The sequence below is a fragment of the Colwellia sp. MB3u-45 genome (assembly GCF_014077005.1).
Lineage (GTDB): Bacteria > Pseudomonadota > Gammaproteobacteria > Enterobacterales > Alteromonadaceae > Cognaticolwellia.
Genome location: NZ_JACGVC010000049.1, coordinates 420,412 through 446,056, shown reverse-complemented (window position 1 = coordinate 446,056; position 25,645 = coordinate 420,412). Strand labels below are relative to the sequence as shown.

At 38.8% G+C, this 25,645-nt stretch carries 21 protein-coding genes and 1 pseudogene; 14 read left to right on the top strand and 8 right to left on the bottom strand.

What is annotated here, in order from left to right; translation table 11 throughout:
• Positions 1–193: 193 nt before the first annotated feature.
• Positions 194–1,480, bottom strand: coding sequence for a citrate synthase (locus tag H4J41_RS12925; RefSeq protein WP_182137700.1), 1,287 nt, complete (start codon positions 1,478–1,480; stop codon positions 194–196).
• Between the two features lie 421 nt (positions 1,481–1,901).
• Between H4J41_RS12925 and sdhC the strand changes: the two genes are divergently transcribed.
• The 8 genes from sdhC (at position 1,902) to sucD (ending at position 11,762) form a co-directional block, all read left to right on the top strand.
• A complete protein-coding gene (sdhC, locus tag H4J41_RS12920) occupies positions 1,902–2,276 on the top strand; it encodes a succinate dehydrogenase, cytochrome b556 subunit (RefSeq protein WP_182137702.1) in 375 nt (124 codons plus the stop codon).
• Entirely contained in the window at positions 2,270–2,617 is a 348-nt protein-coding gene (sdhD, locus tag H4J41_RS12915; RefSeq protein WP_182137703.1) for a succinate dehydrogenase, hydrophobic membrane anchor protein, read from the top strand. Before sdhC ends, sdhD begins: the two co-directional genes overlap by 7 nt.
• Entirely contained in the window at positions 2,618–4,387 is a 1,770-nt protein-coding gene (gene sdhA / locus H4J41_RS12910) for a succinate dehydrogenase flavoprotein subunit (RefSeq protein WP_182137704.1), read from the top strand.
• A 12-nt stretch (positions 4,388–4,399) separates the two neighbouring features.
• A complete protein-coding gene (locus tag H4J41_RS12905; protein ID WP_182137706.1) occupies positions 4,400–5,110 on the top strand; it encodes a succinate dehydrogenase iron-sulfur subunit in 711 nt (236 codons plus the stop codon).
• 92 nt (positions 5,111–5,202) lie between these two features.
• The gene (locus tag H4J41_RS12900; RefSeq protein ID WP_182137708.1) at positions 5,203–8,007 is read left to right on the top strand and encodes a 2-oxoglutarate dehydrogenase E1 component; all 2,805 of its coding nucleotides are present in this window, start codon (positions 5,203–5,205) and stop codon (positions 8,005–8,007) included.
• 51 nt (positions 8,008–8,058) lie between these two features.
• Positions 8,059–9,561, top strand: coding sequence for a 2-oxoglutarate dehydrogenase complex dihydrolipoyllysine-residue succinyltransferase (gene odhB / locus H4J41_RS12895; protein ID WP_182137709.1), 1,503 nt, complete (start codon positions 8,059–8,061; stop codon positions 9,559–9,561).
• Positions 9,562–9,723: 162 nt separating this feature from the next.
• Positions 9,724–10,890 carry an ADP-forming succinate--CoA ligase subunit beta gene (sucC, locus tag H4J41_RS12890; protein WP_182137710.1) on the top strand — a complete coding sequence of 389 codons (1,167 nt, stop codon included), beginning with the start codon at positions 9,724–9,726 and terminating at the stop codon, positions 10,888–10,890.
• A complete protein-coding gene (gene sucD, locus H4J41_RS12885) occupies positions 10,890–11,762 on the top strand; it encodes a succinate--CoA ligase subunit alpha (RefSeq protein ID WP_182137711.1) in 873 nt (290 codons plus the stop codon). The genes sucC and sucD overlap by 1 nt, the downstream gene beginning before the upstream one ends.
• Positions 11,763–11,804: 42 nt before the next feature.
• On the opposite strand, the gene H4J41_RS17755 is transcribed toward sucD, so the two are convergent.
• On the bottom strand, positions 11,805–12,779 hold the full coding sequence (locus H4J41_RS17755; protein WP_182137712.1) for a DUF2971 domain-containing protein: 975 nt from the start codon (positions 12,777–12,779) through the stop codon (positions 11,805–11,807).
• 895 nt (positions 12,780–13,674) lie between these two features.
• On the opposite strand from H4J41_RS17755, the gene H4J41_RS12875 reads away from it, so the two are divergent.
• Positions 13,675–13,998 (top strand): ribonuclease E inhibitor RraB, encoded by a 324-nt coding sequence (locus H4J41_RS12875; protein WP_182137713.1) that lies wholly within the window; start codon positions 13,675–13,677, stop codon positions 13,996–13,998.
• A gap of 718 nt (positions 13,999–14,716) precedes the next feature.
• Here H4J41_RS12875 and H4J41_RS17630 read toward each other — a convergent pair.
• Positions 14,717–14,955, bottom strand: a pseudogene (locus H4J41_RS17630) (exopolyphosphatase); the annotation flags it as partial.
• A 468-nt stretch (positions 14,956–15,423) separates the two neighbouring features.
• On the opposite strand from H4J41_RS17630, the gene H4J41_RS12870 reads away from it, so the two are divergent.
• The 5 genes from H4J41_RS12870 to H4J41_RS12850 all read left to right on the top strand — a co-directional run bounded on the left by H4J41_RS12870 (position 15,424) and on the right by H4J41_RS12850 (position 20,119).
• Positions 15,424–15,915, top strand: coding sequence for an EF-hand domain-containing protein (locus H4J41_RS12870; RefSeq protein ID WP_182137714.1), 492 nt, complete (start codon positions 15,424–15,426; stop codon positions 15,913–15,915).
• Positions 15,916–16,723: 808 nt separating this feature from the next.
• Positions 16,724–16,900: a DUF3545 family protein gene (locus H4J41_RS12865; RefSeq protein WP_182137715.1), complete on the top strand. Its 177-nt coding sequence runs from the start codon at positions 16,724–16,726 to the stop codon at positions 16,898–16,900.
• Positions 16,901–17,113: 213 nt separating this feature from the next.
• Positions 17,114–18,418 carry an inosine/guanosine kinase gene (locus tag H4J41_RS12860; RefSeq protein WP_182137716.1) on the top strand — a complete coding sequence of 435 codons (1,305 nt, stop codon included), beginning with the start codon at positions 17,114–17,116 and terminating at the stop codon, positions 18,416–18,418.
• Positions 18,419–18,579: 161 nt separating this feature from the next.
• Positions 18,580–19,470 (top strand): cation diffusion facilitator family transporter, encoded by an 891-nt coding sequence (locus H4J41_RS12855; RefSeq protein ID WP_182137717.1) that lies wholly within the window; start codon positions 18,580–18,582, stop codon positions 19,468–19,470.
• Between the two features lie 220 nt (positions 19,471–19,690).
• The gene (locus H4J41_RS12850) at positions 19,691–20,119 is read left to right on the top strand and encodes a hypothetical protein (protein WP_182137719.1); all 429 of its coding nucleotides are present in this window, start codon (positions 19,691–19,693) and stop codon (positions 20,117–20,119) included.
• 329 nt (positions 20,120–20,448) lie between these two features.
• Here the strand turns inward: H4J41_RS12850 and H4J41_RS12845 are convergent, their stop codons facing one another.
• The 5 genes from H4J41_RS12845 to H4J41_RS12825 all read right to left on the bottom strand — a co-directional run bounded on the left by H4J41_RS12845 (position 20,449) and on the right by H4J41_RS12825 (position 25,643).
• The gene (locus H4J41_RS12845) at positions 20,449–20,682 is read right to left on the bottom strand and encodes a DUF2789 domain-containing protein (RefSeq protein WP_182137721.1); all 234 of its coding nucleotides are present in this window, start codon (positions 20,680–20,682) and stop codon (positions 20,449–20,451) included.
• A gap of 69 nt (positions 20,683–20,751) precedes the next feature.
• On the bottom strand, positions 20,752–21,360 hold the full coding sequence (locus H4J41_RS12840) for a paraquat-inducible protein A (RefSeq protein ID WP_182137991.1): 609 nt from the start codon (positions 21,358–21,360) through the stop codon (positions 20,752–20,754).
• 84 nt (positions 21,361–21,444) lie between these two features.
• Entirely contained in the window at positions 21,445–22,050 is a 606-nt protein-coding gene (gene yfbR, locus H4J41_RS12835; RefSeq protein WP_182137723.1) for a 5'-deoxynucleotidase, read from the bottom strand.
• A gap of 9 nt (positions 22,051–22,059) precedes the next feature.
• Positions 22,060–23,286, bottom strand: coding sequence for a pyridoxal phosphate-dependent aminotransferase (locus H4J41_RS12830; protein ID WP_182137724.1), 1,227 nt, complete (start codon positions 23,284–23,286; stop codon positions 22,060–22,062).
• A gap of 647 nt (positions 23,287–23,933) precedes the next feature.
• A complete protein-coding gene (locus H4J41_RS12825) occupies positions 23,934–25,643 on the bottom strand; it encodes a proline--tRNA ligase (RefSeq protein WP_182137726.1) in 1,710 nt (569 codons plus the stop codon).
• Between the last annotated feature and the right edge of the window lie 2 nt (positions 25,644–25,645).

Genomic DNA, 25,645 nt, shown 5'->3' with positions numbered 1-25,645 from the left:
ATTATAAAAAATTGCTGTAACAATATAGTGTTTGAAACAACAATGTACAGAACTTTGTCTACCTAATATATTAGGCTATTAGTTGAGCAATAACTTATTTCAGGACTGAACAAAATTATAAATCGAAAAAGGCAACCAAGAGGTTGCCTTTTTTATCTAAGGTAAAGGGTTAGCTAATGAGATTTAGCCTTTATTATCTTTCACTTAGAGGAATAAATGTACGGTTGATTTCGCCAGTATATTTTTGACGAGGACGACCAATTTTTTGTCCAGGTTGACCTAGCATTTCATCCCAATGAGCAATCCAACCAACGTTACGTGACATGGCAAAGATTACCGTGAACATATTCGTTGGAATACCAATAGCTTTTAGAATGATGCCTGAATAAAAATCAACATTTGGGTATAATTTTTTCTCAATGAAATAAGGGTCTTCAAGCGCTACTTTTTCTAACGCCATTGCTACGTCAAGCAACGGATCTTGAATACCTAATTCTTTTAATACTTCGTGACAAGTGTCACGCATTACCGTAGCACGAGGATCGAAGTTTTTATAAACACGATGACCAAAGCCCATTAAACGGAAAGGGTCAGATTTATCTTTTGCTTTAGCAACATATTCGTCAACACGGTCTAAAGAACCAATTTCTGTAAGCATAGTCAAACATGCTTCATTTGCGCCGCCGTGTGCAGGGCCCCACAATGATGCAACACCCGCAGCAATACAGGCATATGGATTAGCACCAGAAGAACCAGCTAAGCGCACAGTAGACGTTGAGGCATTTTGCTCATGGTCAGCGTGTAACGTAAAAATTCTGTCCATCGCACGCGCAACTGTTGGGCTAACAACATAGGGTTCTGCTGGAACAGAGAACATCATATGCAAAAAGTTTTCTGCATAATTTAAATCGTTACGTGGGTAAACGAATGGTTGTCCAATACTATATTTGTATGCCATTGCCGCAATAGTGGGCATTTTGGCAATTAAGCGATGTGCGCTACGCATACGTTGATCAGGTGCGTGGATATCTAAGTCACTATGATAAAACGAAGATAGCGCGCCAACCACACCACATAGCATCGCCATAGGATGCGCATCAGGGAGAAAACCATGAAAAAAGTGTACTAATTTTTCATGTACCATGGTGTGATTATTGATAATGCTTTTAAATTCATCGTATTGCGTTCTATTTGGCGCTTCGCCGTGCAATAAAATATAACAAACTTCTAAGTAATCTGCTTGCTTAGCAAGATTATCTATCGCATAACCGCGGTGTTGTAAGATACCTTTATCACCGTCAATGAAAGTGATCGCAGACTCACAAGACGCTGTTGCCATAAAGCCTGGGTCATAGGTAAAGTAGCCTGCAGCACCTAGAGTACGGATGTCTATTACATCGTTACCCGCACTACCTTTATGAATTGGCAATTCTGCAATTACATTACCGTCGATACTAAGAGAGGCTTTTGAATCAGCCATATGTTTCGTCCCCATTATAATAAATTGCTTATCTTGAAAATTGTTAAAACGTTAAAATTAAGCGCTTAGACAATTTTTGTTAATATAAAACTAACACCATTCTACTTCAGATCACCCCCTATAAGTCAATTCGTTTGTTGAACACTTAGACTAAAGTCAGATGCGCAAATAAATATTTGTAAACTAAGGTTAGCCATTAGTCGCAAGCCTTGAAAATAGGCGCTAATTTGTCGGCAAGAGAATTGTAATTAATGGATTTCACCTATATAATCGGGCCGATCTAAATTCTTTTTTTTGCATTCAATTATTAAGTGTAGAAATATAATTTGAATCGAAAGGGGGTTATCTAACCGAGTAAATTAGTTAGGTAGCGTAAAAAACAAATAAGTTGAATGCTCCAAGAGCTCCTTAGGCGACAATCGTGAAAAAACAACGTCCTGTAAACTTAGATTTGTCAACAATTAAAATGCATGCAGCAGCTAATGCTTCTATATTACACCGAGTATCAGGTGTAATCATGGTGTTTGCTATTGGTATTTTATTGTGGACGCTTTCTTTATCCCTATCTTCTGCTGAAGGTTTCAGCCAAATAGAGGCACTACTTAGTGGTGTATTCTTCAAAATAATTATCCTTGGTACGCTTTCTGCTCTTATCTATCATCTACTTGGCGGTATTCGTCATTTAATTATGGATTTAGGTTATTTTGAAGAGTTAGCTTCGGGTAATGCTACAGCAAAATTTGTTATCGCACTTTGGTTAGTGCTTACTGTAGTGGTAGGAGTTAAATTATGGTAAACAATGCAGCAACAGTAGGCCGTAGTGGCGTACATGACTATGTACTTGTTCGTGCAAGTGCAATAATTTTAGCATTTTATACTTTATATCTTGTCGGTTTTTTCGTTATAACCCCAGATGTAACTTTTGAAATCTGGCAGTCATTTTTTAGTGGTTTTGGCACTAAAATATTTACAATCTTAGCACTTATTGCGTTACTAGTGCATGCGTGGATTGGTGTCTGGCAAGTACTTTCCGATTACATTAAACCAGCGCTTTTACGTGGTGGTTTGCAATTTTTCTTTTCTGTTCTGTTGCTAGTATATCTTGTAGCAGGCTTATTAACTGTGTGGGGTGTGTAAGTGAACGTTCCAATTCGTGAATTCGACGCCATTGTTATTGGCGCAGGTGGTGCAGGTATGCGCGCTGCCTTAGCAATATCGGAATCAGGCAAATCTTGTGCTTTGATTTCAAAAGTATTTCCTACTCGTTCTCATACGGTATCAGCGCAAGGCGGTATTACCGTAGCCTTGGGTAATGCTCATGAAGATCATTGGGAACAACATATGTACGATACGGTTAAAGGTTCTGATTATATCGGTGACCAAGACGCTATCGAATATATGTGTAAAACGGGTCCAGAATCCATTATCGAATTAGAGAAAATGGGCTTACCTTTTTCTCGTACCGAAGAAGGTAAAATTTACCAACGTCCATTCGGTGGTCAATCTAAAAACTTTGGTGGCGAACAGGCCGCACGTACAGCAGCAGCAGCTGACCGTACCGGTCATGCATTGTTACATTGCTTGTATCAACAAAATGTTAAAAACAAAACTAACGTCTACTCAGAATGGTACGCTTTAGATTTAGTTAAAAATAGTGACGGTGCCATTGTTGGTAGTACGGCTATTTGCATTGAAACAGGTGAAATAGTTTACTTTAAAGCCCGTGCAACAGTACTTGCTACTGGTGGTGCTGGTCGTATTTATGCATCAACCACTAATGCCCATATCAACACTGGTGACGGCGTTGGCATGGCGGTTCGTGCAGGCATACAAATGCAAGACATGGAAATGTGGCAGTTCCATCCAACAGGTATTGCTGGTGCAGGTACGCTAGTAACTGAAGGTTGTCGTGGCGAAGGTGGTTACCTGCTTAACAAAGACGGTGAACGTTTCATGGAACGTTACGCGCCAAATGCTAAAGATTTAGCAGGACGCGATGTTGTAGCTCGATCTATGATGACAGAAATCCGTGAAGGTCGTGGTTTTGACGGTCCTATGGGTCCACATCTTAAGCTTAAACTTGATCATTTAGGTCGTGAAACGTTAGAAAAACGTTTGCCAGGTGTTTGTGATTTATCTAAAACATTCGCTCATGTTGATCCAGCGGTAGAGCCTATTCCAGTTATACCAACATGTCATTACCAAATGGGTGGTATACCTTGTAATGTCAATGGTCAAGCAATTAACTTCAACCCAGAAACGGGTAAAGAGACGATTGTAGAAGGCTTATTTGCTGTTGGTGAAATTGCTTGTGTATCAGTTCATGGTGCAAACCGTTTAGGCGGTAACTCTTTACTTGATTTAGTAGTATTTGGTCGTTCTGCAGGTAATTTCTTAGGGACTTACCTAAATGATACCCAAGCAGGTACAGATGCATCTGAGTCTGACTTAGAGGCTTCATTAGCGCGTACAAATCGTTGGGAGTCATCTACTAAAGGTGAAAGTCCATTCCAGATCCGTAAAGATCTACAAAAGTGCATGCAATATAACTTCTCAGTGTTTCGTGAAGGCGATGCCATGGCTGAAGGTATGAAAGAATTAACAGAAATTCGTGAACGTATTCAACATGCCAGCCTTGATGACAAGTCTTCAGAATTTAACACTGCGCGTATCGAGTGTTTAGAATTAGACAACTTGATGGAAACTGCTTTTTGTACGGCAAAAGCTTCGAATTTCCGTACTGAATCACGCGGTGCGCATGCGCGTGCAGATTTTTCTGTTCGTGATGATGAAAATTGGTTATGCCATAGTATTTATACGCCAGAGACACAATCTATGTCTAAGCGTCAAGTAAATATGGCACCGGTCCACCGTGAAGCTTTCCCTCCGAAAGCAAGAACTTACTAAGGAGAACTATCGATGAAACAAATTTTTTCGATATACCGTTACAACCCTGATGTTGATAACAAGCCTTACATGAAAGACTATGAGCTGGAAATTCCAGAAGGCTCAGACATGATGGTACTTGACGCTATCACGTTATTAAAAGAAAAAGATCCATCATTATCATTTCGTCGATCATGTCGTGAAGGTGTTTGTGGCTCTGATGGTATGAATATTAATGGTAAAAATGGTTTGGCTTGTATAACACCTTTATCTGCTGTTCCAGCAAAGAAGATTGTTTTACGCCCATTACCTGGTTTACCGGTGATACGTGATTTAGTTATTGATATGACCCAGTTCTATAATCAATATGAAAAAATCAGACCTTACCTTATTAATGATGGTAAAGCGCCACCTGCACGTGAGCACTTGCAATCTATTGAAGAACGTGAAAAATTAGACGGGCTTTATGAATGTATTTTATGCGCGTGTTGCTCATCATCTTGTCCTTCTTTCTGGTGGAATCCTGATAAATTTATCGGTCCAGCGGGTTTATTACATGCTTATCGTTTTCTTATCGATAGCCGTGATACCGCGACAGAAGAACGTTTAGATGATCTACAAGATGCCTACAGTGTATTTCGCTGCCACGGTATCATGAATTGTGTTGACGTTTGTCCGAAAGGATTAAACCCAACCAAAGCTATTGGCCATATTAAGTCAATGTTGCTAACCAGAGCGGTTTAATTTAATCATCCGAGTGCTTTCTAGCGAATGTGCTCGGATATTTTATTTTAACCATATGTTTTGATTGCTTTTATCCCATAAAGGAACAGGCAATGCCCGAAGGTGCTATGAAGGCTTGGATAGAGTCTTCCCATTTAAGTGGTGCAAACGCTGCTTATATTGAAGAATTATACGAATCTTATCTTAATAACTCACAATCTGTTACTGCAGAGTGGCGAGGTATTTTCCAACAACTTCCTAAAATTGAAGGTGCTGACGTTGAATATCGGCATTCTGAAATCCGCGATGAATTTAAAGAGCTGGCCCAGCAAACACAAAAAACCGTGGTTGTTTCAGGTGGCAGTGACGCTAAGCAAGTAAAAGTTTTACAGCTGATCAATGCTTTTCGTTTTCGCGGACATCAAAATGCTAACCTTGACCCTTTAGGGTTATGGAAACGTGATAAAGTACGTGACCTGCAATTATCTCACCATGATCTATCAGAAAATGATTTTGATCGTGAGTTTAAAATTGGTTCTTTGGCGACTGGCCATGACTCAATGAAACTTGGTGACTTATATAAAACCCTTAAAACGACTTATTGTGGCTCTATTGGTGCAGAATATATGCACATTAACTCCACTGATGAGAAGCGTTGGTTACAACAACGTTTGGAATCAGTGCAGTCACAAGCTGTACTTAGCGTTGAAGAGAAAGAAGAAATATTTAAGGGATTAGTTGCGGCTGATGGACTTGAAAAGTACTTAGGGGCAAAATTCCCAGGTGCAAAACGCTTCTCTCTTGAAGGTGCTGATGCGCTAGTCCCCATGTTGAAACAACTCATCACTCGTGCCGGTACACAAGGCGCTAAAGAAGTCGTCATGGGTATGGCCCACCGTGGTCGCTTAAATGTGTTAGTTAATGTGATGGGTAAGAACCCATCTAAGCTATTTGACGAGTTTGCCGGTAAGCATGACGAAATATTATCTTCTGGTGATGTTAAATATCACCAAGGTTACTCGTCTGACTTTGTTACTCCAGGTGGCAATGTTCATTTAGCACTGGCCTTTAATCCATCGCATCTTGAAATTGTTAACCCTGTGGTTATCGGTTCTGTGCGTGCACGATTAGACCGTCGTGATTGCAATGAGGGTGATTTAGTATTACCTATCACCATTCATGGTGACTCGGCAATTGCTGGCCAAGGTGTCGTGCAAGAAACCTTTAATATGTCGCAAGCAAGGGCATTTAAAGTTGGCGGTACTATTCGTATCGTGGTGAATAACCAAGTAGGCTTTACGACATCAAGTTCAGAAGATACCCGCAGTGGTGAATACTGTACTGAAGTGGCAAAAATGGTTTCAGCACCGATTCTTCACGTTAATGGTGATGACCCTGAAGCGGTGATCTTAGCAACACAAATCGCCCTTGATTATCGTAATGAATTTAAACGTGATGTGGTAATCGATCTAGTTTGTTACCGCCGTCATGGTCATAACGAAGCTGATGAGCCTAGTGCCACTCAGCCAGTTATGTACAAAAAAATTAAAAAGCATGCGACTCCCCGTCAACTTTACGCTGATAAGCTTAATGCTGAAAACTCGCTTAACAAAGCGAGAACTGATGAGTTAACCGCTTATTATCGTAAATTGCTTGATGAAGGCCAATGTACTGTAGAACAGTGGCGTCCGATGACAGAACACTCTGTTGATTGGTCACCTTATATTGGTCATAACTGGGATGACGACTACGATAAAGAAATTTCGCTTGAGAAGTTAAAAGAGCTTGCGAATAAAATTTCGACTATTCCTGACGGTTTTCCAGTACACAACCGCGTAAATAAAATTTACGATGATCGTGTGAAAATGGCCAGTGGTGAAAAATTACTAGATTGGGGCATGGCAGAAAACTTAGCATATGCCTCAATTGTTGATTTAGGCAAGCGTGTTCGTTTGACTGGTCAAGACTCAGGTCGTGGTACGTTTTTCCATCGTCATGCCGTTTTACATAATCAAGACGATGCTAGTTGTCATCTACCATTGCAACACATTAGAGAAGGTCAAGGCCCATTTAATGTCAATGACTCAGTATTATCAGAAGTATCAGTACTAGCATTTGAATATGGTTATACTACAGCAGAGCCAAGTGGCTTAACCCTTTGGGAAGCACAATTTGGTGATTTCGCTAACTGTGCACAAGTGGTATTTGATCAATTTATCAGTTCAGGTGAACAAAAGTGGGGCCGTTTATGTGGCTTAACTATGTTGTTACCTCATGGCTATGAAGGTCAAGGCCCAGAGCATTCATCTGCACGTTTAGAACGCTTTTTACAACTGTGTGCTGATCACAACATGCAAGTGTGTGTACCTACAACACCTGCACAAGTGTTTAATATGTTACGACGCCAAGTGGTTCGCCCTATGCGTCGTCCATTGGTGGTTATGTCACCTAAATCATTATTGCGTCACCCGATGGCCGTTTCTTCATTAGAAGAGCTTTCTACCGGTGTTTTCCATAATGTTATTGGTGAAGTTGATGAGCTTGATGCTGACAGTGTTGAACGCGTAGTGTTCTGTAGTGGTAAAGTTTACTACGAACTACTGGATCAACGCCGTAAGAATGAGCAAACTAATGTTGCCATCATTCGTGTCGAACAATTATACCCGTTCCCAGAAGATGAGCTAAAAGTTGAAATTGCAAAATATCAGCACGTTAAGCAATTCGTTTGGTGTCAGGAAGAACCGCAAAATCAGGGTGCTTGGTACTGTTCACAGCATCACTTTAGAGCGGCTATCCCTGAGAAAGGCTATTTGACATATGCAGGTCGTAATGCCTCTGCAGCACCAGCTGTAGGTTATATGTCAGTACATGTAAAAGAACAACAGGCGCTAGTTTATGACGCGCTTAATGTGGAATAGACCCTCTTTTTTATAAAGAGATTAATTAAGAGTGTGTAAGGAATTATATAAATGACAACCGAAATCAAGGTTCCCGTTTTACCTGAATCAGTTGCAGATGCAACAATAGCGACTTGGCATGTACAAGTAGGCGATAAAGTAACTCGCGATCAAGTATTAGTAGATATCGAAACTGACAAGGTGGTACTTGAAGTACCAGCAACATCAGATGGCGTTATTACTGAAATATCTCAAGCTGAAGGTGCTACGGTTTTAGGCGAGCAAGTTATTGCTATTTTGTCTGAAGGTAAAGCATCTGAAAGTAAGAGCGAAGAAGCCACAGCCACCGCAAGTGCTCCTAAAGCATCAGACAGTGCAGTTAAAGTGATTGATATCGTTGTGCCGGTATTGCCAGAATCAGTTGCTGATGCAACTGTAGCTTCTTGGCATGTTGCTGAAGGCGATACAGTTACTGTTGACCAAAATTTAGTTGATATTGAAACTGATAAAGTCGTTTTAGAAGTTGTTGCACAAGAAAATGGTGTTATTGGTAAAATAATCCATGTTGAAGGTGATACCGTCTTAGGCAGTCAAAAACTTGGTGAGCTTAATGCCGGTGCAACAGCAAGTTCAGCGCCAGTTGCTTCAGCTGAAGAAGCTATTGGTTCTGACGAACTCGCTAGCCCATCAGTACGTCGTTTAATGACCGAGAAAGGTCTAACGGCTAGTAATGTTACTGGCACAGGTAAAGGCGGTCGTATTTCTAAAGAAGACGTAGAATCAGCTGCCCTTGCAGCTAAAAGTGCGCCAAAAGCAGCACCAGCTAAAGCAGCGGCGCCAGCGCCAACTGCACCAGCTTCTGCCGCATTAGGTGAGCGCACACAAAAACGTGTACCTATGACACGTTTGCGTAAAACAATCGCGACACGTTTACTCGAAGCGAAAAATTCTACGGCTATGTTAACCACGTTTAACGAAGTTAACATGAAGCCAATTATGGATCTTCGTACGCAATATAAAGACGTGTTCGAGAAAACGCATGATACCCGTTTAGGTTTTATGTCGTTCTACGTTAAAGCGGTCACTGAAGCACTTAAGCGCTACCCAGCAATTAATGCCTCAATTGATGGTGATGATATTGTTTATCATAACTTTTTTGATATATCGATTGCCGTATCTACGCCACGTGGCTTAGTTACACCGGTATTACGTGATGCAGATCAACTCAGCATGGCGGGCATCGAGAACGGTATTCGCGCCTTAGCAATTAAAGGCCGTGACGGAAAATTAACCATGGACGAAATGCAAGGTGGTAATTTTACTATCACTAATGGCGGCGTTTTTGGTTCATTAATTTCAACACCTATACTTAACTTGCCACAAGCGGCAATTTTAGGTATGCACAAAATCCAAGACCGCCCAATGGCTGTTGACGGAAAAGTTGAAATTTTACCTATGATGTACCTAGCACTTTCTTATGACCATCGTTTAGTCGATGGTAAAGAATCAGTAGGTTTCTTAGTAACAATTAAAGAGCTGTTGGAAGACCCAACACGCTTGTTGCTAAACATATAGTAAGTAGTAATAATAAAATCTATTGTTCGATCTAGACTATAGTATTAGGCTCTAAGGACTATGTTCTTTAGAGCTTTTGTACTATACTCTTTCGACTTTTTTCGATGGTAGTAATTTAATGATTATTGCCATTTTCATCTACAGATAAATGGATAAAACACCATGAATTTGCATGAATATCAAGCGAAACAATTATTCGCTGAATATGGTTTACCAGTTTCTGAAGGGTTCGCTTGCGATACTCCTCAGGAAGCGGCAGAAGCGGCTGATAAAATCGGCGGCACAATGTGGGTTGTTAAAACTCAAGTACACGCCGGTGGCCGTGGTAAAGCTGGCGGTGTTAAGCTAGTTAAAACAAAACAAGAAATCAAAGATTTCGCCCAAAACTGGTTAGGTAAGAACTTAGTTACTTACCAAACTGACGCAAACGGTCAGCCAGTAGCTAAAATTTTAGTAGAAAGCTGTACAGATATTGCTAACGAATTATACCTTGGTGCTGTTGTTGACCGCGCAAGTCGTAGAGTAGTATTCATGGCCTCTACTGAAGGCGGTGTTGATATCGAGAAGATTGCTGAAGAGACTCCTGAGTTAATTCATCAAGCTGAAATCGATCCACTTGTTGGCGCTCAACCGTACCAAGCACGTGAATTAGGCTTCAAGTTAGGTTTAAACCCAACGCAAATGAAGCAATTTGTTAAGATCTTTTTAGGTCTTGCAAAAATGTTTGAAGATTTCGATTTTGCCTTATTAGAAATCAACCCGTTAGTTATTACTGACGAAGGTAATCTTCACTGTTTAGATGGTAAAATTGGTATCGATGGTAATGCTTTATACCGTCAACCTAAAATGCGCGCGTTCCACGATCCATCTCAAGAAGATGAACGTGAAGCTCATGCAGCACGCTTTGAATTAAACTACGTAGCCTTAGACGGTAACGTTGGTTGTATGGTTAACGGTGCAGGCCTAGCAATGGGTACTATGGATATCGTTAACTTACACGGCGGCAAGCCAGCTAACTTCCTAGATGTTGGCGGCGGGGCGACTAAAGAACGTGTTTCTGAAGCATTCAAAATCATTCTTTCTGACGACAACGTTAAAGCTGTTTTAGTTAACATCTTTGGTGGCATCGTTCGTTGTGACATGATCGCTGAAGGTATTATTGGCGCGGTTAAAGAAGTAGGCGTTAAAGTACCTGTTGTAGTACGTTTAGAAGGTACTAATGCTGAACTAGGTCGTGAAGTTCTTAAAAACTCTGGCTTAGATATCATTGCTGCTGAGTCATTAACTGATGCAGCGACTAAAGTTGTAGCAGCTGCGGAGGGCAAATAATGTCTGTCTTAATTAACAAAGATACTAAAGTAATCTGTCAAGGTTTCACTGGTGGTCAAGGTACATTCCATTCAGAACAAGCACTTGAGTACGGTACACAAATGGTTGGTGGCGTAAGCCCAGGTAAAGGCGGTCAAACGCATTTAGGCCTACCAGTATTCAATACAGTACGTGAAGCAGTAGAAGCAACTGGCGCAACAGCAACAGTTATCTACGTTCCAGCTCCGTTTTGTAAAGATGCAATTTTAGAAGCTATTGATGCAGGCATCGAGCTTATCGTTACTATCACTGAAGGTATTCCAACTTTAGATATGGTTGACGTTAAAGCTAAGCTTGATCAATCTGGCGTTCGTATGATCGGTCCTAACTGTCCAGGTGTTATCACTCCAGGCGAAACTAAGATTGGTATCATGCCAGGTCACATCCATTTACCAGGTAAAGTTGGTATTGTTTCACGTTCTGGTACATTAACGTACGAAGCCGTTAAACAAACAACTGATGCTGGTTTTGGCCAATCTACTTGTGTAGGTATTGGTGGCGACCCTATCCCAGGCACTAACTTCATCGACGTATTGGAAATGTTCCAAAACGATCCACAAACTGAAGCAATCGTAATGATTGGTGAAATTGGCGGAACTGCTGAAGAAGAAGCTGCGGAATATATCAAAGCTCATGTTACTAAACCTGTAGTATCTTACATTGCTGGTGTTACTGCACCAGAAGGTAAGCGTATGGGTCACGCTGGCGCGATTATCGCTGGTGGTAAAGGTACAGCTGATGAGAAATTTGCAGCACTAGAAGCGGCCGGTGTTAAAACTGTACGTTCTTTAGCTGAAATTGGCTCAGCACTTAAAGAGAAAACAGGTTGGTAAGCGATTCGCTTACAGCTTGTAAATCTTGATAAAAACCCGCTTCTAGCGGGTTTTTTGTTTATTATCATTATAAATCACATTGCCGAAGTGATCGTGCTTAACGTGCTTTATACATATATGAGATAATGAATTATTATTTTTTATTACAGATATAACTCTATCAACAAATTCTGGAGGAGAAGCATAGCCAAATATAATACTTTTAAATGCCTCAAAAGGTATTTCTTTTAAGCAGATTCCTGGATATTTACTGTGGAGCTGATGATCAATATCGCTATTACTCGCTTTATTTAAATCTATAATTATTCGTTTTTCCTTTTCTTGAAACCATAATTCATTCTTTGACAACGCTAATCTTTTAAATAAATCTGTCATTTCAGTACTTGATAACTTTTCAATATTATAGTTTTTTCGTTTTATGCCATTAATTAACTGTATTCCATTATAGTAAGTGTATGTAGCTCTATTATTCTTTAAATATGATACAGTCTGTGGAACATTCTTTAGGAAGAATGGATGATTTTCATCAAACTCTACTGCTACTCCTGTTCCTTCACTGGCATACATAACCCACATATGTTCATTCAAATCATCTGTTGATAGGGAAAAAACCCCCAGATTAGCGCTCATTATATTGATAATTTTTTCGTTGAACTGCTCTGTATTTTTTATCCAAGTACTTTCATCCATTTCGGCTAAGGGAAGACCATTTAAACCTTTCCACGTAGCAGGGTCATATCTCATATCTGGATTTATACCTAAGTAGATTTTTAAATCTTCTATATTTGGTGTTTTTGAATTAGAATTCCAATTGTCTTTTTTTAATTTTGAAATTGCATATTCACTGTCAGAAGGTGATATTTCGTTAAAATAGGGATATAACTTAAATTCACTTCCTTTATCATTCAATTGGTTAGGCTGGGTAAATCTAAATAATCCATTTTTTAAAAAGTCAGTACGTACTGAATATGTATTAAGTTCTTTATTGAAAACTTTTCCAAAATATTTTACTAACACAAATTTATTTCCCTATATTTTTTACAATATTATAAGCGTGTTTACTTTTATTGTCGCGGTGGTGACGAGAACTTATCAGGCCACCGATAATAACTGTCTCATATTTAGCTTAGTAAACTAGGGATTTGATGGCTACTGATTTTAAATTTATGGTTTGGAGTTTACCTACCGGTTTGGCGTCGGAGTGCCTACGACACCCAGAAAAGAGAAGGGAGACTAGCGCCGCTCATGCTTCTTTGGCTATGGACTCCCTCGGCGCTGCTGCATTAAACGTGTTTCCTCCATGCTGTCCAATATTCTCTACGTACCCGCGCTGATGGCACGTCCGTGTGCCAATATTCCGGCGTTTAATAAAGCAGACTTAGTGTCTGGTTTATCTGTGGTGTTTCTTTTTAATCTTTCAGCCAATACAGTACTTTTTATAAAATACCGCTAGTGCAACAAGCTCCTGATCCCATCTCAGCTGCGGAAACTGAATTTAGATAAGTGCTATGTTGATCGGAGCTATGGATGGCGCAGACTGCTGTGTGAAGGGACGATTTTCGGCAGGAATGAATATTGCGCCGCTTATGTTTAAAGAAAAGTGAGTTGGAGTGTTTGCTGAGTCGGGCGCCATGGGGAGTCCAAAGGCCGAGTTTAATATGAGCAGCGTGTAACGCCCCTCTGGGTGTTGTCGGCACCGCGACGCCAAGCAGACAAAAGAGCTCCAAGCGGATAAGTACTAATATAAAATAAACAATAAATACTGTTGATTTTACAACTAGGTTACATTGGTTTCCCTGATCTCGTTACAACCATTAAATAGATTTCATTTACTTTTGTTTATTTCTATTCTATTTATTTAAAACATTGCCGTTTATAATGCCGCATTAATTTTATAGCTTTGAAGAGTAATATGAACTTCCCAAAAGATGAAACCGGTAAAGTATTGTTTGAAATGCAAAAAGCGGGTATCGATTTAACCGTAATGCATACTATTGTTTTTTTTCACTTATTTGAAACACAAGAACAAGCAGAGGCTATGGCAGCTCATCTTGCTGAAATAGCACCTGATATTATTTGTGATGTTCACATTAATGAAGATCCAAAAGCATGGGATTTAGATTGTGCAATAAAAGTGATCCCTCTTTATGATGTAATTATTGCTCAAGAAGCTCAGTTTGAACAAATAGTAACTCAGTTTAATGGTTATACGGATGGCTGGGGAATTGAAGCTTAAATTGCTCATGTTTTAGCTGATAACTTATCAAGCCAAACTTATCAGGTCACCGATAATAACTTTGTCATATGTAGGTTAGCAAACTAGGGACTAGGTGGTTCTTGGTTTTAATTAATGCTTTGGAATTTTTTTTAATTGTTTGGCGTTGGGGTGCCGACTAGACCCAGAAAAGAGCAGGGAGGCTAACGCCGCTCATACTTCTTTAGCTCTCGACACCCTCGGCGCTGCTGCATTAAACGTGTTTCCTCCGTAATGGCCAATACTTCCTTGACGTACTAGCACTGAACGCACTGCGCTCCTTGCCATCCATAGCAACGCGCTTTACCGTTCATCCTGAAGATAATCTATGCATTACAGCACTTTCACGGGCATCCATGCCTGTGAAACGTGAATATTGGTCATCATTTCGGCGTTTAATGAAGCACACTTGGCGTCTAATTTATCGTTCGTAATTATCTTTTCACTTATTTAAATTAATGGAAATCAATGGGGTCAAGGTTGCTTGAGTTTTTTGTGTAATGTCTTTAAGCTTTATTCACTCTCACTAAGTGTTGCCACATTGGGCAATGCAAAGAAAATTCTGTGTTTATTCCCGCTTTAACGCCAAAAATATATTAAAAATCAATCTGTTATGTTGCTAAATAAACCATGGTATCGGTGTTTAGCAGGTGATATATGATATGTGAAATAATTACCACACTGAAGCCGGTGCGAGAGCCATAATGAAATTAAGTAATTCCCAGCGCTTAGCATGTATAACTTCTTCCATATTAAATTGCGCAGAATCGCCTTTATCAACTGCTCCTATCATGCTTGTTCAGCTTGCAGGGAAGGTTTCTAATTTGCCATAGTAATCATAAACAACACAAGCAGCATAAGGCGCATCAGGGTCAATGACATGATTATCAAGTTTTTCATTACGCAGCGTTTCACTGTGTGGTGATCAAAAGCGAGATGAATGCTACCTAACAAGATATATAGATGTATTATTTTCAGGACTGGCTTATCACCATAATTTTATTCACAGTCTTAATCGAGCTGGCTACATTGCGTGTTTTTTGTCTGTTTTGAGAGTAAAAGCAATTTACCTGTAGTTAGTAACTGCTTACAAAGAAAAATTAAATGTGCTAAGTAGCTTAGTGTTAAATACTCAAAGTTAGGACATAATCAAGGTACTATATTGTTGTTTTCATGATTATCTGTAATGCCTGTTAATTAAGTTTTCTAAGACTTATTGAGTTGAAGTAGCTCAATGAAAAATTTAAATTTAAGCTAATATAGCTTACGAAAACCGGGCTATTTACACGGATATTAAATGTACTATAAGGCTTAATTTAGATTAGTTTTTCCTGTGTAATTGGTCTATTATACTTTTAACAAATTAGAGTTTTAATCAGTTTATTGGCAATCTATAGGAAAATAATAATGAAAAAACTATTCAAGGTAATGCCCCTAATTTTAGTCCCTTTTTTGAGTGTTATATCGCTATCTTCGCTCTCAGCTGACTTACCAGTACATGGCCCTACTACTTTTGCTACCTATGATAGTAATGGTGACGGGGTCATTAGTGAGCAAGAGTTTGACCAAGTCAGAAGTGAGCGTATGGCAACGAAAAAATCTGGCAAAGGTCACAGCATGGAACCAGGACGCAGAAAAGCCGATGGTATGAGTAAAGGCAGAAATATGGCTAGCTTCACCAAATTCGATTTAAATGGTGATGGTGTTATCTTAAAACAGGAATTCTCTGATGCCAGAGCTGCAAGAAAAAAAGCGGGTGTCAAACAAGGCTATCCTATGCGCAATCTCGCTAATGCCCCTAGCTTTGAAGATATTGACAGCGATGGTAACGGAAAAATATTGTCGGAAGAGTTTGCTCAGTATCATGTTAATCAACGAAAAAATATGATGAAAAAGTAAATGCTGACTCTAGGGTGGGGTTTATAACCTCGTTGAATTTTTAATGATATGGGCTCAATAATTTAGCTAAGTTAGCAGTGCAATAAAAATAAATTTTATTGCACTTTACTAGTACAAATAACGAAATAAGTAACGGCTAGTTATTTTTATGTTGTGCCTGATAAACGCTTCTAAAAGCCAGTACCTTGGGGGTATTTATTTCTTTCTTTCTTTAGCATAACTTAATAGGTATTCAACACACAGAAGGCTTCATTATTAATTTGTATTTTTAATTAAAAATAACAGTTTCACTCCTACTCTTACTTTGGCCACTGCTCCAGTCTCAATTATTACACTGGATTCTGGGACTTCAACAGCGCTAACGTCATTATTGTTACAACCTATTTGAAGAACTGAAGCGGTTAAAACGATTGAACCCAAGATTTTTCCAGCGGTAAGTTTTCATGTCTCTTCCCTGTATTAGACCGTGTCAAACTAACTAATTTATCTGACAATACAGTGCAGAGAAATATCATACTAGACCAAAAGTATGGCAATTTAGCAAAATTTTTTTGGTGAACAGGTGACAAGTATTAGTCATGTCATAACTGCATTGATTAAAAGTTGCTTTAAAGCTTTAGACCTAAATAGATAATAAAATGACTAGTAGCACTGGGCCATACTTAAGTGCAAGCTGCTAAGCTTTTGTTGCTATCAAATAAAACCAACCAAGTTAACCTATAGAGTTAACCAAATTGTCATATTTCATTCAAATAACTGTCATATAAATTGATTAGTTTAGAGGAAACAATCAATAGGAGTATTTGTGATGCAATCTAAAGAATGGCAAGAAGAAAACCTTAATGATATCGATGCTTACTTCGATAATCAGAAGAAAAAAAATAGTAAACAGGCTAAGCGTAAGTGGCAAGAAATAGAGGCTTTTAAGGAAAAACAAAGAATGCAGCGAGAAATGGCATCTTATGATGATTATGTAACACATTAATATGGAATGTATTAATACTCAGCTATATTATGTTGGAGCGCAAATGATTGACATTTTTTTGTCGTAGTTTGCGTTCTTTAATTTAATTTGTACTGATCATGGTATCCAAACCAGCGATTATAGACATTTCTCCATAATTTAGGTGATGGTTCTGGTCAAACCAAATGGCATTGCGCTATAATCCGTTTTTTGTCATTAACCGTGTATTACTTCATGAAGTTTCCCGGACGCCGTCAACATCGACATTATTTTCCTGTCGACCATAAAAACCCATTAACAAACCAAGTAAATCCTAGCGCTCAAGCGGCTCAAAACTATATTGTTGGTATAGATCAGGTTTTAGTGGATATTGAAGCTAAAGTTGATCAAGCATTTTTGAATGAATTTGATTTAAAACTTGGTATGTCACAGGTTATCTCAGACGAAGTTACTCAGCGCCTTTATCAACGTTTGAAAGATGAATCGCTGATCAATTACGAATTTGCCGGCGGCACTATTGGCAATACTATGCATAATTACTCTGTGCTAGCGGATGACCGTTCAGTTTTACTGGGTGTTATGTCCAAAAACATACATGTTGGTGACTATGCTTACCGGTTTATAAGTAACACCTCTTCACGTGTTGATCTTAACTATCTTCAGCCTGTCGACGGCCCTATTGGTCGTTGTTTTACCTTAATTGATGATCACGGTGAGCGCACTTTTGGTATTAATGCCGGCTTAATCAATCGTCTACATCCTGATTCTATTGACGAGTCATTAATTGCCGGAGCTTCAGCACTGGTTATTAGCTCTTATTTGATGCGCACACAAGCTGGCGACACCATGACCGAAGCAGCAATTAAAGCGGTAAAATGTGCAAATGCTGCTGGCGTACCTGTGGTGCTGACCTTAGGTACTAAATTTTTAATTGAAGAAGAACCTGATTTTTGGCGTGATTTTGTCCAAAAGCATGTCAACATACTGACCATGAACGAAGAAGAAGCATTAGCCATAACGGGTATTGAAGAACCACTACTCGCTGCGAATAAATGCTTGGATTGGGTTGATATGGTTATTTGCACCGCTGGTAAACACGGCTTATATATGGCGGGCTATGTTGATGAAACCTTTAAACGAGAAAGTGAATACCCATTATTATCGGGCGAGATAGATGAGTTTAATCGTTATGAATATTCTCGTCCCATGTTATTGAAAGATTGCCATCAACCAATGCGAATATATACCCATTCTGCCCCTTATATGGGTGGCCCTGAAAGTATAAAAAATACCAATGGTGCTGGAGATGCTGCGCTTGCGGCTATATTACATGACTTAAGTGCTAATGTTTATCATAAAAATACGGTGGCAAACTCAAGTAAGCATGAGCAATTAGCCTTAACTTACTCGTCGTTATCGCAAATGAGTAAATACGCCAACAGAGTCAGTTATGAGGTATTGGTACAACATTCTCCGCGTTTGTCGCGTGGTTTACCGGAGCGAGAAGACAGCTTAGACCAAGCCTATTGGTCGCAGTAGTTAACGGTAAACCTGCGGATAAAATCCAGTAGCGTTTGCTATTGTTATGGTGGCAACTATTTAATTAGCTAAATTAAAACTACAATAACGACGCTTTTCTAACTGATGAAAGCACATGGTACATACTATTTAATTACTTTAATGAGACATTACTTTTTTGCATGACTACTCTAACAACACATAAATCATCACAACGACGCTTACTGATTGCACTGGCTATTACCAGTGTATTTATGTTGCTGCAGCTTGTTGGCGCCGCCTATGCAAATTCTTTGGCGGTATATGCAGATGCAGGGCACTTGTTTGTGCATAATAGTTCACTATTTATCGCCTTAATAGCTTCAACCTTAGCGATAAAATTTGGTCGAACGTTTAGTGATGGTTATCGTCGTTTAGAGCTTTCAGGTGGTTTGATCAACGGTACCTTATATTTACTGATCAGTTGTTGGATTTTACTGCAAGGGGCCGAGCGATTATTTGGCCACGAGCATCATGATGAACATGAAATAAACACCTTTGTTATGTCGGCGGTTGCCTCGTTAGGCTTTCTATTTCACGGCGCGTCAGCTTATGTCTTATATAAAGGCCGTAAAGATAGTGTTAACGTTTATGCGGTATTTTTACATACCTTTTTTGATCTACTATCTACCATAGTCACATTCGTCACCAGCATTGTCATTCATGTTACGGGTTGGACAATTGTCGATTCGTTGTCGAGCATACTTATTTCTGTATTTGTACTTTATACCGGCTCTAAACTACTTTATAAATGCATTAAAGGTTTATTTTTTAATGGCGTTCGCTTACCGGCATTGAAGAAAATTGAAACGGCCCTGCAAGGTTTAGAGCATATAGACAATGTGCACAATTTAATTGTTAAAAGTGACAACGGCCAAGTAGTGGTGGGTGCTCATATCGTACTAAAACACCAATGTACTTTAGAAAAGCATGATGAAGTATGCCGCTTTCAAATCGAGCGCGTGCTAAAAGAACAATTCGATGTTAATACCAGCGTACTGCAAATTGAAGCGAGTGGTTGTAAGCACAGTTAATCAGCTTTGATGTTAGCACTAAAAAAATCAGACTTAAGATACGATTGCTTATAAGAAATTTTTTCAAAACCACTCAGTGATACAATTAAGTAGTTGGCCATTAGGTTATTATAATGTCCTTTATGACATGATTGATTTTTGTGGTCTTTTGAAACAGAGTTAGCTTATGACCGCCGTAAACGCTATATTGTAAATAGCTTTGATTTCATTTGGACTTTTTATGTTAGAAATTCACGGTCGCTGGAAAATAAAGGTTACTGATAAAGTACTTATGCAGTGGTTTGCAGATTCATGGAATGAAGAAGCAATTATTGCTTACGTAAAAGAGTTTAAAGCAGCAGCTGCACCCTTGATGGGTAGTGATTGGGCAATAATTTCTATTTTTGAGCAGTGGGAATTAGGTGTACCAGAAATAGAACAACATGTGGTTGAGCATTGTGAATGGTTTAAAGCACAGGGTTGTATTAAAGATTGCCATGTTTACCGACCTAGTTCAGTTAAAGAAATGCAATTAGAAAAAATGATACCACACACAGAGCAGGGCTATGAGCGTGCTGTCTTTGACAATTTAAATGATGCCATTAATTGGCTTGACTCCGAAGGTTTTTCTTTAAATCAAGATCAATTTTTATATGACATCATTAAATAAGAAACTTAGTTAAATCAATTATTTATATGAATAAAGTACTTAGTTCAAATAACCATTAAATAAACTACCTGATGTTATGTATTTCAAAATAAAAAGTAGAGGACAATATCAAATTCAGTTAATGGATATCACCTATATAGGTGATTGTTAGTTAAGCTTAATAAATAAAGCACTAACGTCCAGTAAGATAAATATAACTTGGTAGTGAAATATTTATGAATAATCTGTTAATAAATTATAAGAAACTGTCGAAGAATTATAATAGGTAATTTTTTAACGTACCGGCTTAGTAGAACCTAAGCCTTTTTTAATGGTTTAGTCTCTTAAGTTTAGCTTCTTAATAAAGCGTCTAAGCTATCAACAACTTCACTCCAGTCAGAATCAAGCACAATAGCTTCTTGTAAAAATTGCGCTTGGCCATTGCTCCAAAAATCAGCATCAGCAAGTGCCTGATTTACTGGGATACCACGGTTAGACGCAATAAAACGTTCTATTTCCTCATCACTATTCTTAAGACCCAATTGAGCGAACAAACTTGTCATATTGTGTTTTGAAAGATCCATAAAATACTCCCTTATTAAGTGCTTAAGTATAGTAACTATAGAAGAACTTACTCTATATTATCAATAGTTTTAATCTATCAAAGTGTTAACTGATGTTGATGGTGATAGCGTTTTGGCCTTGGTGTTAATACTACTGTTACTAATACTTGACCCTAATAAAGATAATAGGCAATAGCCAGTAAAGAAATAAAAGCCTGGTCCTAATGCGGACAATGTTTCACTGCTGACAATAAAATCTAACTTAAAACCAAATACCGCGAATTGTTGTTGTGTTGCGGTTTCAGCGTGATTAGTTGATAGTACCGCAAGAAAAATGGCGACAACAAAAACGTCAGCCATTGACCATTTGCCAATTTGGCTAATAAACTTATAAACGGTAATCTCTAATCTAGAGTTTTTATTTGCGTAAGCAATACTAAGTAAAATAAATTTCAATACCGGTATTGAAATAGAAAAAGCAAAAATTAATAACGCCACTAACAGGCGATCATCTTGCCAAAGTTCTTGTATGGTTTGCAACAATGACAAGTTTTTATCAATGATTGTATTAGTAATTTTTGCACCACTCACATTAGCTGTCATGGCCATATTGAGAGAAAACATTGGCAATAATATACCCGGAATAAATAATGCGATGGCAATAAGGTTAAAGAAAAAACCTAAATGTTTTTTAATCATCATGTTATAAAATTTTCCAAAATGAAGTCGAGCAGGTATATAATCTTATTAGCATCTCTAGCAAGCATCACGGGTGATCTAGAACTATTTTTTAACTTGAACTTCGGTCAGTTTATCAACAGTTGCTGAGCATGATTGCAGAAAAACATCCATAAAATAGCCGACTTCAGGCATTTGCTGTTTAATGGTGTCTAGCTTCAATTCTAAGCGTTCTTTTACATGGTCAAACTCATGGTTTTGATGATTTAATTCATCAAGCGCTTTAATATAAGCTACTAAAATATCAGCCGCTTTGACAATTTTTTTGTATTGTTCATCCACGTTATCTTGCACAATTATATCGGCAAACATTGCTTGAAACTCTTCAGGTAAAGACTGAAGACATTGTTTTTCAGCTATATATTCAATTTTTTTAAACTCTCGAGCAATCTCAGGATTAGCATATTTTGTTGGGCTAACAATATCACCAAAACGGGTTTCACTGGCTTCATGATAAAGTGCAACAGTAGCCACTTTATCCGCATTAATGTTGCCCGAAAATTTTTGATTTCTAATCACTGCCAGCAAATGGGCGACAATAGCCACTTGGTGAGAATGCTCAGCAACATTTTCTGGTTTAACACAAAACATCAATGACCAACGTTTAATCAGTGGCATTCTGAACATCCAGGCAAGAAAAGTACTTTGCATTATATAACCTTATTCACTGGTTGACTGACGGTAAGTACGGAAAAATTTGGCTAGTTTTTCCAATGCAGGTTTTAATTCGTCCACATGCGGTAGAAACACTAAGCGAAAGTAATTGTCTTGCTTAATATTAAAGGCGCGACCGTGTACCAAGAGTATTTTCTCTTGCTTGAGTAAGTCTAAAACCATTTTTTCATCATCATGGATGTTAAATTTTTCTTGGTCTACTTTAACAAACAAATATAAAGCGCCCATAGCTGGGTTACATGACAAACCATCAATTTCATTGATCATTTTATGTGCAAGGTTGCGCTGTTTTAATAAACGGCCATCATTTTTAATTAGTTCATTAATGCTTTGATAGCCACCGAGTGCGGTTTGAATCGCATGTTGGGCAGGCACATTGGCACACAAGCGCATTGAAGAGAGAATATCTAAGCCTTTTAAATAATCTTCGGCATGAATTTTAGGGCCAGTAATCACCATCCAACCGGCACGAAAGCCAGCGATACGATAGTTTTTAGACAAACCACCCATAGTAATGATTAAAACATCGTTTGCTAATCTTGCGGTTGGAATATGTTGTGCTTGGTCATAAAGAATCTTATCGTATATTTCATCACTGAATATGATCAAGTTATGTTCACGCGCAAGTGTGATAATACCCTGAAGCACTTCTTCGCTATAAACTGCACCCGTAGGATTATTAGGGTTGATCAAAACAAGAGCTTTGGTTTTTGACGATATTTTGCTGGCGATATCCTCCAGATCTGGAAACCACTGGTTTTCTTCATCACAACGATAATGCACAGGTTTGCCGCCAGACAGAGCAACAGCTGCAGTCCATAATGGGTAATCAGGTGCTGGAATGAGCACTTCATCACCATTATCTAACAAGCCTTGCATCGCCATAACAATGAGTTCGCTGACGCCGTTACCGATATAAATATCGTCAACACTGACATCTAAAATGCCTTGTTGTTGAAAATACTGCATTATTGCTACTCGTGCAGGGTAGATACCTTTTGACTCACAGTAACCCTGGGCTGTTGGCAGGTTACGAATAACATCTTTTAAAATATCATCAGGGGCTTCAAAGCCAAAGGGAGCAGGGTTGCCAATATTAAGTTTTAAAATTTTATAGCCTTCATCTTCTAAACGTTTGGCTTCTGCGGCAACTTGTCCACGAATTTCGTAGTAGACGTTTTTTAATTTTGAAGATTTGGTGATAGTTTTCATAATGGCAGTCTTATAAATGATAAAAGTGAATTAACGTTATCGTCATCGTTAAAAGAAAATTAAGCTAAGCATAAAGCTAGAGTCATTGTGTGAGCGTATTTCATAATAATTTCATTCAGTTATTACCCACTTTTGCTAGTTAAAAATAGCTTAAGGTACTGCTCACATATATGTGAGTGGTTAGGTGTTGTCTGGCACTAAAAACCTGTGTCCTACCCCAATAGCTCGTGATGGGTTAACCGAGCGCCGTACCTTAATTTATTTCCTTGCACACAACAAGTTCACAAACTTAATGCCAGTGGTATTTCATTAATTTGCTTACGTCCATTGTTGCTAATATTGCTTAACTTTGAAACAGTTACTTGCAACTTTTTTATAATAAATCGCTAATAACTATATCATCTTGTTATTATGATTGATTGTTCAACCATTTATTCAACTTGGTATAATAAGTTTTACTCAGGAGAATTAGCCAATAGGTTGACCGAGTGCTTTATTGGGATGGGATAGCTGCCATTGTTTGTGGCATAGTATGTAACATAATGAGATAAAAAATGAGATAAAAAAACGGCTGTGCACAAACTGCAAAGCCGTTATTATATTTAGCTTGGTTTGACCTTTAGGACCAAACTTGCAAAGAGCCGTGATTAGGCAAACAATGACATAACATCGCTTATTGCCAACAGAGACTTATCACCAGTAATACGATTTTTTACTTCAATTTCTTGGTTGTCGAGATTACGCTCACCAATAATAAGCAATAATGGTGTGCCAATTAATTCATGATCGGCAAACATAACGCCAGGGCGCTCTTTGCGATCATCAAATATAACTTCTATACCAGCGGTTTGTAATTGTTGGTATAAGGCTTCAGCAGTTTCTTTAACACGAGCTGATTTTGCCATGTTCATTGGTACAATGGCAACTTGATAAGGTGCAATCGCTGCCGGCCATTTAATACCATATTTATCGTGGTTTTGTTCAATGGCAGCGGCAACAATGCGTGAAACGCCAATACCGTAACAGCCCATAGTCAAAATTTGGTTTTTACCATTTTCCGTTAATACGCCACAGTTCATTGTTTGAGCGTACTTTTCACCCAGTTGGAAAATATGACCTACTTCAATACCACGTTTAATAACAATGCTACCTTGACCACAAGGGCTAGGGTCACCCGCTACTACACTACGTAAGTCGGCAACGCTGTAGTTCTGTGCGTCACGCTCCCAGTTTACGCCGGTTAAATGCATGTCATTTGTATTTGCGCCACAAACAAAGTCAGCTAAATGCGCTGCACTTCGGTCAACAATAACCTCAATACTTAAACCAACCGGACCAATTGAGCCCGCATTGCAACCAGCGGAGGCTAAAATTTGTTCGTCAGTAGCAAAAGTTAATGGCGAGGCGATTTGTGCTAAATTTTCAGCTTTAACTTCATTTAACTGATGATCGCCGCGCAAGACTAAAGCAACAATAGGGGCTTTATTTTCTTTTGTCGCTACACCAGCAATCAATAATGTTTTAACCGTATGGCTGGCATCAACAGATAAGCACTTGGCAAGATCTTCTATTGTACGCACGTCAGGGGTTGAAACCTTTGCTAAACTTTGTGTTGCTGCAGGTCGTTCACCCGTTGGCGCTAGCGCTTCTGCTTTTTCAACATTAGCAGCGAAATCGCTAACATCACTAAAGGCGATGTCATCTTCGCCTGAGTCGGCTAAAACGTGAAATTCATGCGACGCTTCACCACCAATAGAGCCAGTATCAGCAATAACTGGGCGGTAATCTAGGCCTAAACGGTCGAAAATACGACAATAGGCATCAAACATCGCCTGATATGTTTTCTTCAAACACTCTTCGCCTAAATGAAAAGAGTAAGCATCTTTCATTAAAAATTCACGGCCACGCATTACGCCAAAACGAGGACGAATTTCATCACGGAATTTTGTTTGAATTTGAAACAAGTTTAATGGCAGTTGTTTATAACTACTAATTTCGTTACTAACCAGCTTAGTGATCACTTCTTCATGCGTTGGGCCTAAAACAAAAGCACGATTATGGCGGTCATTTAAACGTAATAATTCTGGGCCGTAATCTTCCCAGCGTCCCGACTCTTCCCATAAGTCAGCCGGCTGAACCATAGGCATTAGTACTTCTAATGCGCCAGCTCGTTCCATTTCTTCACGCACAATGTTTTCAACTTTACGAAGTACCTTTAAGCCTGTCGGCAACCAAGTATATAAACCTGATGCGACATTACGCACTAAACCAGCACGTAACATTAATTGATGACTGATAACTTCAGCACTAGCAGGGGTTTCTTTCAAAGTTGAAAGTAAATATTGGCTTGTACGCATTG